General features: G+C 65.4%; 13 protein-coding genes and 1 pseudogene. 5 read left to right on the forward strand and 9 right to left on the reverse strand.

The features are described 5' to 3' along the window. Positions 1–39: 39 nt before the first annotated feature. Positions 40–1233: an enhanced intracellular survival protein Eis gene (locus tag SHTP_RS18175; protein ID WP_096371353.1), complete on the reverse strand. Its 1194-nt coding sequence runs from the start codon at positions 1231–1233 to the stop codon at positions 40–42. A gap of 129 nt (positions 1234–1362) precedes the next feature. Here SHTP_RS18175 and SHTP_RS18180 point away from each other — a divergent pair, with 129 nt between their 5' ends. The 4 genes from SHTP_RS18180 (at position 1363) to SHTP_RS18195 (ending at position 6868) form a co-directional block, all read left to right on the forward strand. Continuing rightward, complete coding sequence (locus SHTP_RS18180) at positions 1363–2412, forward strand: NAD(P)H-dependent amine dehydrogenase family protein (RefSeq protein WP_096371354.1); 1050 nt, start codon at positions 1363–1365, stop codon at positions 2410–2412. Positions 2413–2414: 2 nt separating this feature from the next. Continuing rightward, the gene (locus SHTP_RS18185) at positions 2415–3191 is read left to right on the forward strand and encodes a hypothetical protein (RefSeq protein ID WP_096371355.1); all 777 of its coding nucleotides are present in this window, start codon (positions 2415–2417) and stop codon (positions 3189–3191) included. A 369-nt stretch (positions 3192–3560) separates the two neighbouring features. After that, positions 3561–3950, forward strand: coding sequence for an MmpS family transport accessory protein (locus SHTP_RS18190; RefSeq protein WP_231991500.1), 390 nt, complete (start codon positions 3561–3563; stop codon positions 3948–3950). Next, positions 3947–6868 (forward strand): MMPL/RND family transporter, encoded by a 2922-nt coding sequence (locus SHTP_RS18195; RefSeq protein WP_096371357.1) that lies wholly within the window; start codon positions 3947–3949, stop codon positions 6866–6868. Before SHTP_RS18190 ends, SHTP_RS18195 begins: the two co-directional genes overlap by 4 nt. A 35-nt stretch (positions 6869–6903) precedes the next feature. On the opposite strand, the gene SHTP_RS18200 is transcribed toward SHTP_RS18195, so the two are convergent. The 5 genes from SHTP_RS18200 to nadD are packed head-to-tail and all read right to left on the reverse strand — an operon-like array spanning position 6904 to position 10232. Then, entirely contained in the window at positions 6904–7749 is an 846-nt protein-coding gene (locus SHTP_RS18200; RefSeq protein WP_096371358.1) for a DegV family protein, read from the reverse strand. A 3-nt stretch (positions 7750–7752) separates the two neighbouring features. Beyond that, entirely contained in the window at positions 7753–8508 is a 756-nt protein-coding gene (gene octT, locus SHTP_RS18205) for a diglucosylglycerate octanoyltransferase (protein WP_096371359.1), read from the reverse strand. Beyond that, positions 8498–9172 carry a glucosyl-3-phosphoglycerate phosphatase gene (gene gpgP / locus SHTP_RS18210; protein ID WP_096371360.1) on the reverse strand — a complete coding sequence of 225 codons (675 nt, stop codon included), beginning with the start codon at positions 9170–9172 and terminating at the stop codon, positions 8498–8500. The genes octT and gpgP overlap by 11 nt, the downstream gene beginning before the upstream one ends. Further along, a complete protein-coding gene (gene rsfS, locus SHTP_RS18215) occupies positions 9169–9558 on the reverse strand; it encodes a ribosome silencing factor (protein WP_096371361.1) in 390 nt (129 codons plus the stop codon). Before rsfS ends, gpgP begins: the two co-directional genes overlap by 4 nt. Further along, positions 9555–10232: a nicotinate-nucleotide adenylyltransferase gene (gene nadD / locus SHTP_RS18220; RefSeq protein ID WP_096371362.1), complete on the reverse strand. Its 678-nt coding sequence runs from the start codon at positions 10230–10232 to the stop codon at positions 9555–9557. Before nadD ends, rsfS begins: the two co-directional genes overlap by 4 nt. Positions 10233–10437: 205 nt before the next feature. On the opposite strand from nadD, the pseudogene SHTP_RS18225 reads away from it, so the two are divergent. Beyond that, positions 10438–11475, forward strand: a pseudogene (locus SHTP_RS18225) (class I SAM-dependent methyltransferase). 10 nt (positions 11476–11485) lie between these two features. On the opposite strand, the gene SHTP_RS18230 reads toward SHTP_RS18225, so the two are convergent. The 3 genes from SHTP_RS18230 to SHTP_RS18240 are packed head-to-tail and all read right to left on the reverse strand — an operon-like array spanning position 11486 to position 15119. Next, on the reverse strand, positions 11486–12925 hold the full coding sequence (locus SHTP_RS18230) for a vWA domain-containing protein (RefSeq protein ID WP_096371363.1): 1440 nt from the start codon (positions 12923–12925) through the stop codon (positions 11486–11488). 13 nt (positions 12926–12938) lie between these two features. Beyond that, positions 12939–13814 carry an AAA family ATPase gene (locus SHTP_RS18235; RefSeq protein WP_096371364.1) on the reverse strand — a complete coding sequence of 292 codons (876 nt, stop codon included), beginning with the start codon at positions 13812–13814 and terminating at the stop codon, positions 12939–12941. A gap of 33 nt (positions 13815–13847) precedes the next feature. Then, positions 13848–15119, reverse strand: a complete 1272-nt coding sequence (locus SHTP_RS18240; RefSeq protein ID WP_096371365.1) for a glutamate-5-semialdehyde dehydrogenase — start codon at positions 15117–15119, stop codon at positions 13848–13850. Between the last annotated feature and the right edge of the window lie 63 nt (positions 15120–15182).

Raw genomic sequence — 15182 nt, forward strand, 5'->3', positions numbered from 1 at the left:
GCGGCGATGCCGCGCGGCCACCGGGCAGCGCGGCGGAACCTAGAACTCGAAAGCCGTCTCGGCGGGGACCTCGCTGGAAAACGCCGCATCGAGCCGGGCAATCACGCCAACATCTTTGGCCTGCAACCGGTTGGCCGCGGCCAGTGTGGACGCGCGGTGGGCACCCAGGTAGAGACTGCCCAGCACGTCGCGATCCATCTCGACATCCGCCGGTGCGTCGGTCGGGGTGCAGGCCGCGCGTCCGTCACGGATCTGCAGCGCGAACCGGCCACCGCCGGTGATGGCGATCACCGTGGTGAGGTCGCCGAAATAGGCGCGGGCCTCGAGGGCGGGCACAACGTCCATGATGCGCAGCCACAGGCCGTCTTGCCGCCAGGTCGTGCGAGCCAGTCGGGTGTTGGTGAGCAGGAACGGCATCGGCTCAGCCGGATGGCTGACGATGCTGACCCGCTCCATCGAGTCCAGCCCGAGCAGTGTTCGCCACAGGGCTGCCCGCCCTTCCGGGGTCACAGCGCGCAGCTCGTCGACGCGGGTCAGCTTGGGGTCGGATCTGTCCGCCCGGTAGAGCGCGTAGCCGTCGGCATGCAGCAGCGCAAACGATTCGCGCTCGCCCCCGGGCGAGGCTTTGCATTCGGCCATCAGCTGGTCCCAGAACACCGGCGGGCGCACTAGGCCGCCTGGTACGCGTTGGCGCCAGCGCTCGTAGATCGCTTCGAACTCAGCGCGATGGCGCGCGGGGCTGACCAACCTGACCGGCCCTCCGTCGGGCACCCCGGCGTGCAGTCGGGCGAAGCGTCTGTCGACGGTCAGCTCCTGCAGAATCGTCGCCGGGCCGTAGCCGAATCGGCCGTAGATGCCGCCCTCGCTGGCATGGAGCGCAGCCACGGCATACCCGGAATCGGCCATCCGCCGGTGCAGTTCACCGCACATCGCGCGCAGCAGCCCGCGCCGGCGGTGCGTTGGCGCGACGGCGACAAAGCTCATGCCGGCGGTGGAAAGCACGTTGCCGCCGGGCACCGTCAGCTGCAGATCAATGAACAGCGCCATCCCGACGACATCACGGCCGTGACGGGCCACCACCGCCCCATCGGCAGGTATCAGCCCCCGCCAGGCGTCGGCCGACTCCGCACCGATGAAATCAGTGAAACTTGCCCCGGCCAAAAGGTACATCCCGGCCCAGTCGTCCTCCGCCGGAGTGGTCAACGTCACCGATGCGGGCAGTACTGCAGTCACGGGCTCCGACTCTGGCACACGGCGGCGCCGGCCCGCATCCCATTTACCGGCTCCGCCCGGGAGGCAGTCCGAGCCCACCAAAGCTCGGTGAACATAATGGGTCCAATCGCAACGGCAAAGGAGCCTTCGATGAGCACAGAACGCCCGCTTCGGGTTATCCAGTGGACCACCGGAAATATCGGGCGGCGGTCGCTGCACGCCATCATCGGGCGACCCGACCTGGAACTGGTGGGGGTGTACGCACACGGCCCGGACAAGGTTGGTGTCGACGCCGCCGAGCTGGCGAGCTGGCCGGACCCCACCGGGGTGCGGGCGACCAGCGACATCGGCGCGCTGCTCGCGCTGGGCGCCGACGCGTGTTGCTATAACCCGTTGTGGCCCAACATCGATGAGCTGGTGGGATTGCTCGAGTCGGGCGTGAATGTGTGCACCAGCGCCGCCTGGATCACCGGGGGCAAGCAGACACCGCGGGACCGGGAACGCATCCTGGCCGCCTGCGAACGCGGCGGCGCGACGATCTTCGGCAGCGACGCACATCCGGGGATGACCAACATGGTCGGCATGGTGCTCAGCGGCTCGTGCGAGCGAGTCGACGAAATCCGGATCACCGAATCCGTCGACTGCTCGACCTACGAATCGGCGGCCACCCAGACGGCGATGGGGTTCTCCCAGCATCCCGACACCCCCGGCCTGGCCGAGAGCGTGCGGGTCGAAAGCGAGGTCTTCGCCGAATCGGCGGCGATGATGGCCGACGCGATCGGCGCAACGTTGGACAAGATGACCTTCGACGTCACCTTCACCGCGGCCACCGCGGACACCGATTTGGGGTTCATGAAGATCCCCGCGGGCACTGTCGGCAGCGTATACGGCTACCACCGCGGCTGGGTCGGTGATCGCAACGTCGTCAGCGTCGGATTCAACTGGACGATGGGCAATCATGTGGTTCCGCCCAAGCCACTCGAGCACGGACATGGCATCCAGGTGTTCGGGTTGCCCAACATGCGCACGGTGCTGCACTGTCTGCCGCCGAAGGACTGGACGGAGCCCGGTTTCATGGGCCTGGGCATGATCTACACCGCGATGCCGGTCACCAATGCGGTTCCGGCGGTGGTGGCCGCCAAACCGGGGATCGTGACGCTTGCCGATCTGCCGCCGATCACCGGGCGGGCGGCCCTCTGACAATGGCTGCCTACGCCAGGGCCCTGCTCAGTGTCATTGCCATCAGCATCACTTTGGAGGTCTTGTGGACCGGCGGGATCTCCCGCCCACCCACGGTCCTCTACCACCTGTGGCATATCGGACTGATGCTCTTCGTCCTAGCGGTGCGGCTCGCATATCAGCGACAGCTTTCGCCAGAAGTGGCGAAGTATTCCCTGGTTTTGATCGTGGGGATGGCATTCGCCACGGTCGGAGATGTGGTCAATAGCGCGATCTCCGGCATCGAGCCGATCAGCCGCAAACTGTCGGCCGCGGTGATTCTTTTCGGCATCGCCTACGGCCTATATGCCATTGTGCTGTACAAGTTTGCCGCGCCCAGGCTGCGCTCGTACGGCGGCTTCGCATATCAGGCTCGCTGGCTTATCGTCGCCGTGGTTGCGGCGGCCAACACGGCGACTTGGGTCCTGCACATCCGGAACTCGGTGCAGGGCCATCACTTCCTCGAGGTGGGCAGCTTCCTCTTCAATCTGATCATCTACACGGCGCTGATCAGTTTCAGCATCTGGTATTTCTGGGCCGACCGATTCAGCTTGCTGGCGCTATCGGTACTGATTGGCGGATTGCTCATCCCCGTCTCAGACCTGTACCTATTTTTCACCTGGCTGCCCTCGGGCCAGGACTCGAATGTTCCTGGGTTCGACCTGTATGCGCTGAACTGGATTCTTTACTTTGACGGGCAGGTGCTGTTTGCGTTCCTGCCGGTGGCGCAGGACAGCGATTCGCGCCCGCAGCGCACGTGACTCGAACGGCTGAACAACACTGCCGAGAGCGGTCCCCCGGCGAAAGTCAGATCAATAACTGCCGATGAGCGGCGCCTCGATGCGTCGATCAAGCAAGTTTAAAAGCGCCCATTGTGGCGGTCGGCCATGCCGATCCGATGCGATCACCCCCGCCCGCCGGCGCCTGCCACGACCCACCCCGGTCCCCCCGGAGGAACGAAGTCGTGCACTAAGAGTTAGACTGCTTAGCCAAGCAAATATTTTCTTGCCTACGCCGGAAGCTTGCTTGCCCAGCAGGCCACGGCGAGCTGCATCGGCGAGCGGAGGGGCGGTCGGGTGCCTACGATTCCTGTTACCAGCGTGCTCAAACGAGCGTGGATCCCCTTGCTGATGGTGGTGGTACTGACCATCTCGGGCTTGGTGGTGTCACGCCTGCACAAGATATTCGGTTCTGAGGACCTCAACGCCAACGCCGGCGCCGGGATCGACATCGTGCAGTTCAACCCCAAGGTCGTCATCTATGAAATCTCCGGCCCCGCCGGATCCACCGCCAACATCAACTTTTGGGACGCCGACGCCAACACACACCAGGTAAACGCGACCCCCCTGCCGTGGTCGTTCACTATCTCGACGACGCTGCCCTCGGTGAGCGCAAACATTATGGCTCAAGGCGACGGTAGTCAGATCGGCTGCCGTATCACCGTGGATGGTGTGGTGCGGGAAGAGAAGTCGGCCGCCGGGGTCAATCCGCAGACCTTTTGCTTAGTGAAATCGGCATGAGCGAGTCCAACAGCGGCGCCAGTATCAGCACCGAGGACACCGGCCCGATCGAAATCGGCGCGGCCACCGGCGGCGCACCCAACCGCGAGCGCGGCCACCGCCCGGTCATTCCGCACACCATCCGGATCCTTGCCGTGCCGATCATCCTGGGCTGGGTGCTGCTGACGGTCCTGGTCAACGTGGTCGTCCCGTCGCTCGAGGTGGTCAGCGAACAACATTCCGCGCCGATGACCCCGATGGACGCGCCGTCGATGAAGGCGATGATGCGGCTGGGACACAACTTCCGGGAATTCGACTCCAACAGCACGGTCATGATCGTCCTGGAGGGCCAGCACAAGCTCGGCGATGATGCGCACCAGTACTACGACAGCCTAATTCGCCAGCTGCGCCAGGACCCCGAACACATACAGCACATCCAGGATTTCTGGGGCGACCGGCTGACCGCCGCGGGGGCCCAAAGCGCCGATGGAAAAAGCGCCTACGTGATGGTGAACCTGGCCGGAAACCAGGGCACGACCCTGGCCAATGAATCGGTCGAAGCCGTGCGTGACGTCATCAACCGGACGCACGAACCCGCCGGGGTCAAGGCATATGTCACCGGGCCCGCCGCGCTCAGCGACGACATGCACCTGATCGGCAACGCCAGCTTGGCCAAGATCACGATGTTCACCCTGGGCGCCATCGCGGTGATGTTGCTGCTGGTCTACCGCTCCATCGTCACCACCGTGATCCAGCTGTTCATGACCGGAATCGCGTTGGCCTCCTCGCGGGGAGTGGTGGCGGTATTGGGCTGCCACAACGTATTCGGACTCACCACGTTTGCCGCGAACATTCTGACGATGCTGGCGATCGCCGCCGGGACCGACTACGGGATCTTTCTGGTCGGCCGCTACCAAGAGGCGCGCCAAGCGGGCGAGGACCGAGAAGACGCCTACTACACAACCTTTCGTGGGGTGGCCCCGGTGGTCTTGGGATCCGGACTGACCATCGCCGGTGCCGCCTACTGCCTGAGTTTCGCGCGGCTGCCCTGGTTCAACACGATGGGCGCACCCGTGGCGATCGGGATGTTGGTCGTCGTGTTGGCCGGGCTGACACTGGGTCCCGCAGTGGTATTCGTGGGCAGCCGATTCCACCTATTCGAATCCAAGCGGGCCGCCAATAGAGGCCGGCTGTGGCGGCGGGTCGGCACCGCGGTGGTACGTTGGCCCGCACCGATTCTGGCACTGAGCGGCGCGATCGTTCTGGTCGGCATGGTCGCCCTGCCCGGTTTCAAGACCAGCTACAACGACCGCTACTACCTACCGGCCTCGGCGCCGTCCAATCTCGGCGAGGCCGCTGCCGACCGGCACTTTTCGCACGCCCGGATGAACCCCGACATGTTGATGGTCGAGGCCGAACACGACATGCGAAACCCGGCGGACATGCTTGTCCTGGACAAAGTGGCCAAGAACGTCATCCGCACCGTGGGCATCGCCATGATCCAGGACATCACCAGGCCGCTGGGTATCCCGATCCAGCACAGCTCCATACCGTTTCAGAACAGCATGCAAAGCCAGACGATGATGCAGAACATGGCCTTCCTGAAAGAGCGGATGGCCGACATGACCAAGATGGCCGACGAGATGCAGGTCCTGATCGACACCACAGAACGCATGTACGCCGTCATGCGCGAGCTCGACACCACCACGACCGACATGGCGCGCGTCACCGCCGAAACCTCGACCATCACCGACGAGCTGCGAGACCACCTCGCCGAGTTCGATGACTTCTGGCGACCGATGCGGTCCTACTTCTACTGGGAAAAACACTGTTTCGACGTTCCGGTCTGCTGGTCGTTCAGATCGCTGTTCGACTCTCTGGACGGGATCGACAAGCTTTCCGAGAAGTTCTCCGAACTCACCGAAGACATACAGCACACGGCCGGTCTCACGTCACAGATGCTGACTTTGATTCCGCCGATGATCGCCACCATGAAGACGACCAAAGCGCTGACGCTGACCATGCAGTCCACGTTCTCGGCGATGCTCGACCAGATGGACGAACTCAGCAACACCGCTATCGTCATGGGCCAGAGTTTCGACGCTTCCAAGAACGATGACTTCTTTTACCTGCCCCCGGAAGCCTTCGACAACCCGGACTTCCCGACGGGGCTTCGGATGTTCTTGTCTCCGGACGGAAAATCGGCCCGGTTTTTCATTACCCACCAGGGCGATCTGATGACCCCGGAGGGGATTTCGCGGGTCGACGCGGAACGCACAGCGGCGCAGGAGGGCCTGAAGCAATCGTCGCTCTCGGATGCCAAGGTCTATCTGGGCGGAACCGCCGCCACCTTCAAAGACATGGCCGACGGCGAAAAGTACGACCTGATGATCGCGGTGGTATCTGCGCTGACACTGATCTTCTTGATCATGTTGCTGCTCACCCGAATCGTAGTCGCCGCCCAGGTGATCGTCGGCACCGCAGCCAGCTCGATCGCCGCGTCATTCGGTCTGTCCGTGCTCATTTGGCAGGATTTGTTCGGCATCAAGATCCACTGGATCGTGGCCGCGCTGTCGGTCATCATCCTGCTGGCCGTCGGTTCGGACTACAACCTGTTGCTGGTCTCGCGGTTCCGCGAAGAAATCCACGCCGGACTCAAGACCGGGATCATCCGGTCCATGGCCGGAACCGGTGGGGTGGTGACCGCCGCAGGTCTGGTTTTCGCCTTCACCATGGCGTCCATGCTGGGCAGCGATCTGCGGGTGCTCGGACAGTTCGGGTCCACGGTGTGCATCGGCCTACTGCTGGACACGCTGATCGTGCGCACCCTGCTGATGCCATCGATCGCGACGTTGCTGGGCCGCTGGTTCTGGTGGCCGCAGGTTGTGCACCCGCGCGGCGACAATGCCCGGCCCAGGGTCGCGGCGCCAACCCACTGAAAACCGCGCCCTGTCCGAACAACTCGGTGTTTGGGCTACCCCCGCAGCGAAGCAGCGCCGACTTGCACGCAAACCGCGACCGCTTCGTCGCCGACGTGCAACGCCAGCACCGGCCCCAGTGGGGTCACCAGCGCCGGCTCACATGCCGGAAGGCGGCGGCCCAGTTCCACCGCGACGCTGTTGGCGCCCTCCACATTGGCGACATGATGCACGGCCAAGAGCGCCGGTTCGCGCCCGACCACTTCACATACTCGGTCTACCAGCGCCGCCATTGCATGCTTGACGGTGCGAACCCGTTGGGCTAGCACGAGTTTTCCGTCCTCAACCCGCAACAGCGGCTTGAGGGCCCAGGCGGTGCCCAGCCATGCCTTGGCGCCGCCGATTCGTCCGCTGCGGCGCAAGTTGTCCAGCCGGTGGACGACGACGAACGCGTGCGTCCGGCTCACGGTGGCATCGGCAGCGCGCCCAACGGATTCGAGATCTTCTCCGGCCGCAGTGGCCCGTGCCGCCGCCAGCGCGACGAACCCGGTTCCCATCGCGGCCGACTTCGAGTCGATGACGCGCACCTCGGGCCCCAGATCCGCCGCGGCCAGTTTGGCGGCGCGGTAGGTTCCCGACAGTCCCGCCGAAATATGCACCGCCACTACCCCATCACCGGCACTATCGGCCAGCGCTGCGCGATAGACGGCACGCAGCTCGGCCGGGGTGGCCGCGGCAGTGGTGGCATGACACTTGTGAATATCGTCGGGGACCTCATCCACACCGTCACGCAGGTCGACGCCGTCGAGCAGGATATGCAGCGGGACCTCGCGTATCGCCCACCGTTCTCGGATATCGGCGGGCAGGCGCGCCGATGTATCCGTGACCACCACAACGGCCATGGTTTAGCTGCGCGGCTTCTCGCTGGGCACCCCGGCTTCGGCCAGCGCCTTGAGCATCAGCTCCGCGACCCCCTGGTGAGCCTCGAAGTTCCAGTGGATTCCGTCCGGGTTGCCGAGCCCGCTCATGATCTCTTCGGCAACTGCGGCTTTGAGATCTACCAGCGGGACATCGTGGCGCTGCGCCCATCGTGTTATTGCGGACACGGTGCCGGGGCGGCCGTGATGCGCCTTGCCGTAGGTCTCGGCGATGTGCACTGACGGTAGGGACGCCACAACGGGAATGCCCGGGCGGTTGAAATCGATTGCGCTACGCGTCTGTTCGAGGTATTCAGCGCTCAGATCCGCCGGCAGGGCCGAGCGAGCCACCGGTGACAGCCGTGGCTGCACCCAGGCGTACCCATCGCGCACCCACCGTCGCAACCACGGTGGACGCACATAGCGAATGAGCTCGCGCAGCGCCGTCGGCAACACCGAGGGCAGTGAGTCCATCCCGCTGGTGGCAAAGATCACCGCGCCGGCTCGGGGTAGCGCCGCCCACGACCGCGGATCCTGGGTGGCCGCCCACCAGACGTCGCGGCATGTCCAGCCGATCCGCCCGATCAATTCCAGATCCCACCCCAGTTGTGCTGCAACGATATTCGGCCAGATGCGGGGATCGTCGGCGGGCAGTCCGCCGGTCGGACCGTAGTAGGACAGCGAGTCGGCGAAAACCAGCAGCAGGGGCCGTTGGCTGGGGCTTGCCCCGCGCTCAGAGGACATCGTTGGCGACCTGCGCCGAAGCGTTCCACACGTCCAGACGCCACCGGATCGCGTCGAAATCGCTGCCGGCAGCGTCGGAATGGCCGGACAGCTGCACCCAGCTGGCGTTGCCCATGCCCCCCAACGCGGGCCAATTGGAAACCGGCAGCCTCAGCAGCGCGGCCGACAACGCGGCGATCAGACCGCCATGTGCGACGAGCACCACCGGGCGGTCCGCCTGGGTGGGGCCACCCCATTCCGGCTCGGCGGAGACCAGCTCGGTGACCAACGGCACGCTGCGCGCGGCCACGTCGATTCTGCTTTCCCCGCCGTGCGGAGCCCACTCGGCATTTTCGCGCCATGCCAGCCGGGCGCCTGGCGCCTCGGCGTCAATCTGGGTGTGGGTCAATCCCTGCCAATCACCGAGGTGGGTCTCACGCAGCCGGGGGTCCACCCGCACCTGCTGGCCGGTGCGCTCCCCCAGCCTGGTTGCGGTGTCGTACGCGCGCCGCAGATCCGACGAGACGATCAGCAGCGGCTGCAGTTTGCCCAGCACCTCTGCGGCGGCCACGGCCTGGGCGCGGCCCAGGTCGCTTAGATCGGTGACCAGTTGCCCCTGCATCCGGCTACCCAGGTTGTAGTCGGTCTGCCCATGCCGCAGCATCACCAGCCGGCGCACGGTCATGGCGCCTCCGCCGGGTCATCGGAGCCCTCCGCCAAGTCCACCGCCACCACCGGGCAGTCGGCCCACAACCGGTCGAGTGCGTAAAAACTGCGGTCATCCTGATGCTGGACGTGGACCACGATGTCGCAATAGTCCAACAACGTCCAGCGGCCCTCGCGGGCCCCCTCGCGGCGCGCCAACTTATAGCCGGCTCGGCGCATCTTCTCCTCGACCTCGTCGACGATGGCGTTGACCTGGCGCTCGTTGGACGCCGAAGCAATCACGAAGCAGTCGGTGATGACCAGCTGGCCGGACACGTCGATGACCAGCACGTCGTCGGCCAGTTTGGCCGACGCGGCGCCGGCAGCCACCGTCGCCATGTCGATGGCTTCCTGAGTAGCGCTCATGTGTTGTTCCCCGCGGGCAGAATGGTCGTGGTGTCCAGGGTCTCCCCGCCCCCCGAGTCCGGTGGCGTGCGGTAGAGCCTGCGCTTTGAGACATACTGCACGACGCCGTCGGGCATCAGGTACCACAGGGGGCGACCATGCGCGGCGCGCCGACGGCAATCCGTCGATGAGATCGCCAGCGCCGGGATCTCCACCAGGGACAAGGCGTTCTCGGCGAGCCCGTCCAGCGCGGCGGTGACATGGTCGTGGCGCAGTTCGTAGCCCGGCCGACTCACTCCGACAAACCGCGCCGACTCAAACATCTGCTCCCAGCCCTGCCAGGACATGATCGAGGCCAGGGCGTCGGCGCCGGTGATGAAGTACAGCTCCGCAGCCGGGTTGAGGGCATGCAGATCCCGCAGCGTGTCCTTGGTGTAGGTAGGACCGCCCCGGTCGATGTCGACCCGGCTGACCGAAAAGCGGGGGTTGGAAGCCGTCGCGATGACCGTCATCAGATAGCGGTCTTCGGCAGGCGAAACACGCCGTCCCTTCTGCCACGGCTGTCCGCTGGGCACGAACACGACCTCGTCGAGTTCGTAGCGGTCGGCTACCTCACTGGCGGCGACCAGGTGACCGTAATGGATGGGATCGAAAGTCCCACCCATGACACCTAGCCTGCGACGGTGCTTTTGCACGGTTTGCCAGCTTACTTGAGCGCACGGCGCCGCTCAGATCGTGCGGGAACCGGCCCGGACGGGGCAAACGACAGGCACTGGGCCGCTGGTCCGCCTGGCCCAGCCCGGACCTGCGGGAGCCGCTTCGCGTTTTGCGAATCATGAGCCTTTGAGCAATGGCGCCGCATCGAGCCGCCCGGTCAGGTAAAAGGGGTCTGTGGAAAACATGCCGCTGGGCTCCGTGGACTCCCAGCAGTCGCTGAAAAATTCGATAACCCGGCGGTTTTATAGCCGATCGGAGGTCACCGGCAAGATCACGCTGCCGGCGGTGCCGGCCATGATCGACGAGTAGGTGAAGATGTGCGATGGCATGTTCGCCGATGTGGGACGAAAGTTCTCCGAAGAGGAGCTTGCCCATCTGCGTTCGGTGCTCGAAGGCCAGTTGGCTCAGGCCTACTCGGCCTCGCCCCGTTCCAGCATCATCATCTCATTCAACGGGCCCGTCGGCCCCACGCTGAACTACGAGGTCAATGCGCGCTGGTGGACCGTGGAGGCCGCCTACGAAAACTGGATCGACACCCGCAAGCCCCCGCTGTTCGGTACCGAACCCGACGCTCGGGTGTGGGCGCTGGCTAACGAGGCGGCCGATCCCAGCACGCATCGCGTGCTCGAGATCGGTGCGGGGACCGGGCGCAATGCCCTTGCCCTGGCGCGACGGGGGCATCCGGTCGACGTCGTGGAACTGACGCCGAAATTCGCCGAGATGATCCGGGCCGACGCCGAGAAGGAGGGCCTCGACGTACGCGTCATCGTGCGCGACGTCTTCACGACCATTGCGGACCTGCGGCGCGATTATCAGCTGATCGCGCTCTCGGAGGTGGTGTCGGACTTTCGGACCACCCAGCAGTTGCGCGAGCTCTTCGAACTAGCCGCGCAATGCCTTGCTCCCGGTGCGCGCTTGGTCTTCAACGCCTTCCTGGCCTACGGCGGCTACACGCCGGACCAGGCGGCGCGCGAGTTCGGCCAACAGGCCTACACGACCATTTTCACCCGGCACGAGCTATCGGTTGCGGCGGCCGGACTACCCGTCGAACTCATCGCCGACGACTCCGTGTACGACTACGAGAAGGCGCATCTGCCGGCCGACGCCTGGCCTCCCACCAGCTGGTACGCCGACTGGGTCAGCGGCCTCGACGTGTTTCCTGTGGCCCGCGAGATGAGCCCGATCGAGCTGCGCTGGCTGGTCTTTCGCAAGACGCACTGAAGTGCCCCGGTCACACCGGCAGTAGTTCGTCGATCACGGTGGCCAGCTGCTTTGCCGATCTGCATTCGTGCATCGCGATGACCTCCTGATAGCGCGGCACCGCCGAGTCTCCGCTGCCCCACAGGTGTTGGGGCTCGGGGTTGAGCCAGTGCGCGTGCCTACTCGCGGTCACCATGTCGGCCAGCACGTCGGTGGCCGGATTCCGGTAGTTGGTGCGACCGTCACCGAGCACCAGAAGCGAGCTGCGGGGGGACAGCACGTTGGGGAAACCCTGCATGAAAGAGACAAACGCGTTGCCGTAGTCGGAATGGCCGTCTCGGCTGTAAACCCCGGCCTCCCTGGTGATCCGCTGGATCGCCACAGCCAAGTCAGCGTCCGGCCCGAACATGTGCGTCACTTCGTCGGTGGTGTCGATGAACGCAAAGACCCGCACCCGCGAAAACTGTTGGCGTAGCGCATGTACCAACAGCAACGTGAAGTGACTGAACCCCGCCACCGAACCGGAGACGTCGCACAGCACAACCAGCTCCGGGCGCGCCGGGCGCGGCTTGCGCAACACCACGTCGATCGGCACCCCACCGGTGGACATCGATTTGCGCAGCGTCTTGCGCAGATCGATGGAACCCGCCCGAGCGCGGCGCCGCCGAGCCGCCAACCGGGTCGCCAGCGTGCGCGCCAGTGGGGCAACCACCCGGCGCATCTGACGCAGTTGCTCACCGGAGGCTCGCAGGAACTCGACATTTTCGGAAAGCTGCGGAATGCCGTACATCTGGACGTGGTCACGCCCGAGCTGCTCGGCGGTGCGCCGCTTGGTCTCCGCGTCGACCATCTTGCGGAGATGAGAAACCCTCTGCGCTGCAATCGCTTTAGCGATCTGCTCTTGGGTGGGGGTGAGCTCGTCACCATAGGGGGCAAGCAGGCCGGCCAACAGCTTGCCCTCGAGTTTGTCCAGCGCCATCGCCTTGAGCGCCTGATACGACGAGAACGACGGCCCCCGGCTGGAGTTGTACTTGCCGTAGGTCTCCACGATCCGCGCGATCATCCCCACCAGCCGCTGGTCCATGTCGGCCAGATCCGGGTTGTCGGTGAGCAAATCCAGCAGCATCTGCCGCATCGCCTCGACGTCGTCGGGCGGCAAGCCCTCGGACTGCCCGGTTTGCTCCTCGGTGATGACCGCCCGCGCGCCCAGGGCGGCCGGGAACCACAGGTCGAACATGGCGTCGTAGGTGTCGCGGTGGTCGGGCCGGCGCAGCACCGCGCAAGCGATGCCCTCGCGTAGCACCTCACGATCCTCGAACCCAAGGGCCGCCATCACTCGGCCGGCGTCCACCGTCTCCGAGGGGCCCACCGAAATTCCGCTGCCGCGAAGCGCTTCCACGAAACCAACCAGATGACCGGGCAACCCGTGCGGGGCGAGCGGGTAGCTAGGTCGGATACGGCGAGTGGCCATCAGCGCAATCCCCTCAGTTCAACCGGAGTTCCCCGGTTGCACGTTGCTGATCGGACTGATGTTTGAGCACCACACCGAGGGTGGCAGCAACGACCGCATCGTCGATGGTGTCCAGCCCCAGCGCCAGCACGGTGCGGCCCCAGTCGATGGTCTCGGCAATCGACGGCAGCTTCTTGAGCTGCATCCCGCGCAGGACCCCAATGATGCGCACCAGCTCCTCCGCGATGTGCTCGGGCAGCTCGGGAACCCGCGACAACAGAATGCGGCGTTCCATTTCGGGAGTCGGGAAGTCGATGTGCAGGAATAGGCAGCGCCGCTTGAGCGCCTCGGACAGCTCTCGGGTGGCGTTGGAGGTCAGCAGCACGAACGGCGCCCGGGTTGCGGTCAGCGTGCCCAGCTCGGGGACGGTGACCGCAAAGTCGGACAGCACCTCCAGCAGCAGGCCTTCAATCTCGATGTCGGCCTTGTCGGTTTCATCGATCAGCAGCACCGTCGGTTCGGTGCGCCGAATAGCGGTCAGCAGCGGGCGCTGCAGCAAAAATTCCTCGCTGAAGACGTCATCCTTTGTCGCCGCCCAGTCACCCGAGCCGGACTGGATGCGCAGGATCTGTTTGGCGTGGTTCCACTCGTACAACGCGCGGGCCTCGTCCACGCCCTCGTAGCACTGCAGCCGGACCAGCCCGGAGCCGGTGGCTTGCGCGACGGCGCGGGCCAGTTCGGTCTTGCCCACCCCGGCGGGGCCTTCTACCAGCAGCGGCTTGCCGAGCCGGTCGGCGAGAAAGACCGCGGTCGCGGTGGCGGTGTCCGGCAGATAGCCGGTCTGCGCCAACCTGCGTGAGACATCGGCGATGTCGGCGAAAAGCGGTACGGACCGTGCTGGCACGCTCACAATGGTTCTCCTTACAGGTCCTAACGGGGGCCGTCAGGCCGGACGCGTGTGACCCTCACCCCACACGATCCACTTGGTCGAGGTCAGTTCCGGCAGGCCCATCGGACCGCGGGCGTGCAGCTTCTGAGTCGAGATACCGATCTCGGCGCCGAAGCCGAACTGCTCACCGTCGGTGAAGGCCGTCGATGCGTTGACCATCACCGCAGCGGCATCAATCCGCTCGGTAAACCGTTGGGCCGCAGCAAGGTTAGTGGTCACGATAGCCTCGGTGTGACCGGTGCCGTACTCGTTGATGTGGGCGATGGCACCGTCCACACCGTCCACCACCGCCACCGCGATCTCCATCGCCAGGTATTCACGACGCAGGTCCTGTTCATCCGCATCGAGATGCACGGTGACACCGGCGTCCTGCAGAGCGCCAATCAGCCGGGGCATGGCATGCTCGGCGATCGCCGCGTCGACCAACAGCGTCTCGGCCGCGTTACAGACGCTGGGTCGGCGGGTCTTGGAGTTGAGCAGGATTCGTTCGGCGACGTCGAGGTCGGCGGCTTCATGCACGTAGACATGGCAGTTGCCGACGCCGGTCTCGATGGTGGGAACCTGCGCATCACGCACCACCGCGTCGATCAGACCCGCACCGCCACGCGGAATCGCCACGTCGACCAGGCCGCGGGCCTGGATGAGATGGGTGACCGTGGACCGGTCGGCGCTGGAGAGCAGCTGGACCGCGTCGGCGGGCAGCTGCTCGCTGTCGAGGGCCGACCGCAACACGTTGACCAGGGCTTCGTTGGACCACGCCGCCGACGAACTGCCGCGCAGCAATGCCGCGTTACCCGACTTGAGGGTGAGTCCGAAAGCATCCACGGTGACGTTCGGACGCCCCTCGTAGATCATGCCGACCACCCCGAGCGGGACACGCTGCTGACGCAGCTGCAGACCGTTGGGCAAGGTGTAGCCGCGCAGCACTTCGCCAACCGGGTCGGGCAGGCCCGCGACCTGACGCAGGCCCGCGGCGATCCCATCGACCCGTTGCGGGTTGAGGGCCAGCCGGTCGAGCATCGCGGCGGGGGTATCGGCAGCCCGTGCCGCGTCGAGGTCTTCGGCGTTGGCCGACAGAATCCGGTCGACGTGGGCCAATATCGCATCGGCGGCCGCATGCAGCGCGCGGTCTTTGACCCCGGTCGGCACCACGGCCAACAGTCGAGCGGCGACCCGCGCCCGGCGCGCGGCGTCATGCACCTCTTGGCGCATGTCCGGCTCGCGCTGCTGGGCCGCTGCACTCCTGGGTGCTGCTTGCAGAGTCATTACCCGAGGGTAACGGGCGTTAGCCGGACGAGTAAGACGGCCCGTTCGGGTGGCCGCCCGGCC

It is taken from the genome of Mycobacterium ulcerans subsp. shinshuense, assembly GCF_002355775.1.
Taxonomy (GTDB): domain Bacteria; phylum Actinomycetota; class Actinomycetes; order Mycobacteriales; family Mycobacteriaceae; genus Mycobacterium; species Mycobacterium marinum.

Bases quoted from the DNA above. Each gene is read 5' to 3' on its own strand.
- SHTP_RS18180 (WP_096371354.1), top strand. From the start codon at position 1,363: ATGAGCACAGAACGCCCGCTTCGGGTTATCCAGTGGACCACCGGAAAT.
- SHTP_RS18185 (WP_096371355.1), top strand. From the start codon at position 2,415: ATGGCTGCCTACGCCAGGGCCCTGCTCAGTGTCATTGCCATCAGCATC.
- SHTP_RS18190 (WP_231991500.1), top strand. From the start codon at position 3,561: ATGGTGGTGGTACTGACCATCTCGGGCTTGGTGGTGTCACGCCTGCAC.
- SHTP_RS18195 (WP_096371357.1), top strand. From the start codon at position 3,947: ATGAGCGAGTCCAACAGCGGCGCCAGTATCAGCACCGAGGACACCGGC.
- SHTP_RS18200 (WP_096371358.1), bottom strand. From the start codon at position 7,749: ATGGCCGTTGTGGTGGTCACGGATACATCGGCGCGCCTGCCCGCCGAT.
- octT (WP_096371359.1), bottom strand. From the start codon at position 8,508: ATGTCCTCTGAGCGCGGGGCAAGCCCCAGCCAACGGCCCCTGCTGCTG.
- gpgP (WP_096371360.1), bottom strand. From the start codon at position 9,172: ATGACCGTGCGCCGGCTGGTGATGCTGCGGCATGGGCAGACCGACTAC.
- rsfS (WP_096371361.1), bottom strand. From the start codon at position 9,558: ATGAGCGCTACTCAGGAAGCCATCGACATGGCGACGGTGGCTGCCGGC.
- SHTP_RS18230 (WP_096371363.1), bottom strand. From the start codon at position 12,925: ATGGCCACTCGCCGTATCCGACCTAGCTACCCGCTCGCCCCGCACGGG.
- SHTP_RS18240 (WP_096371365.1), bottom strand. From the start codon at position 15,119: ATGACTCTGCAAGCAGCACCCAGGAGTGCAGCGGCCCAGCAGCGCGAG.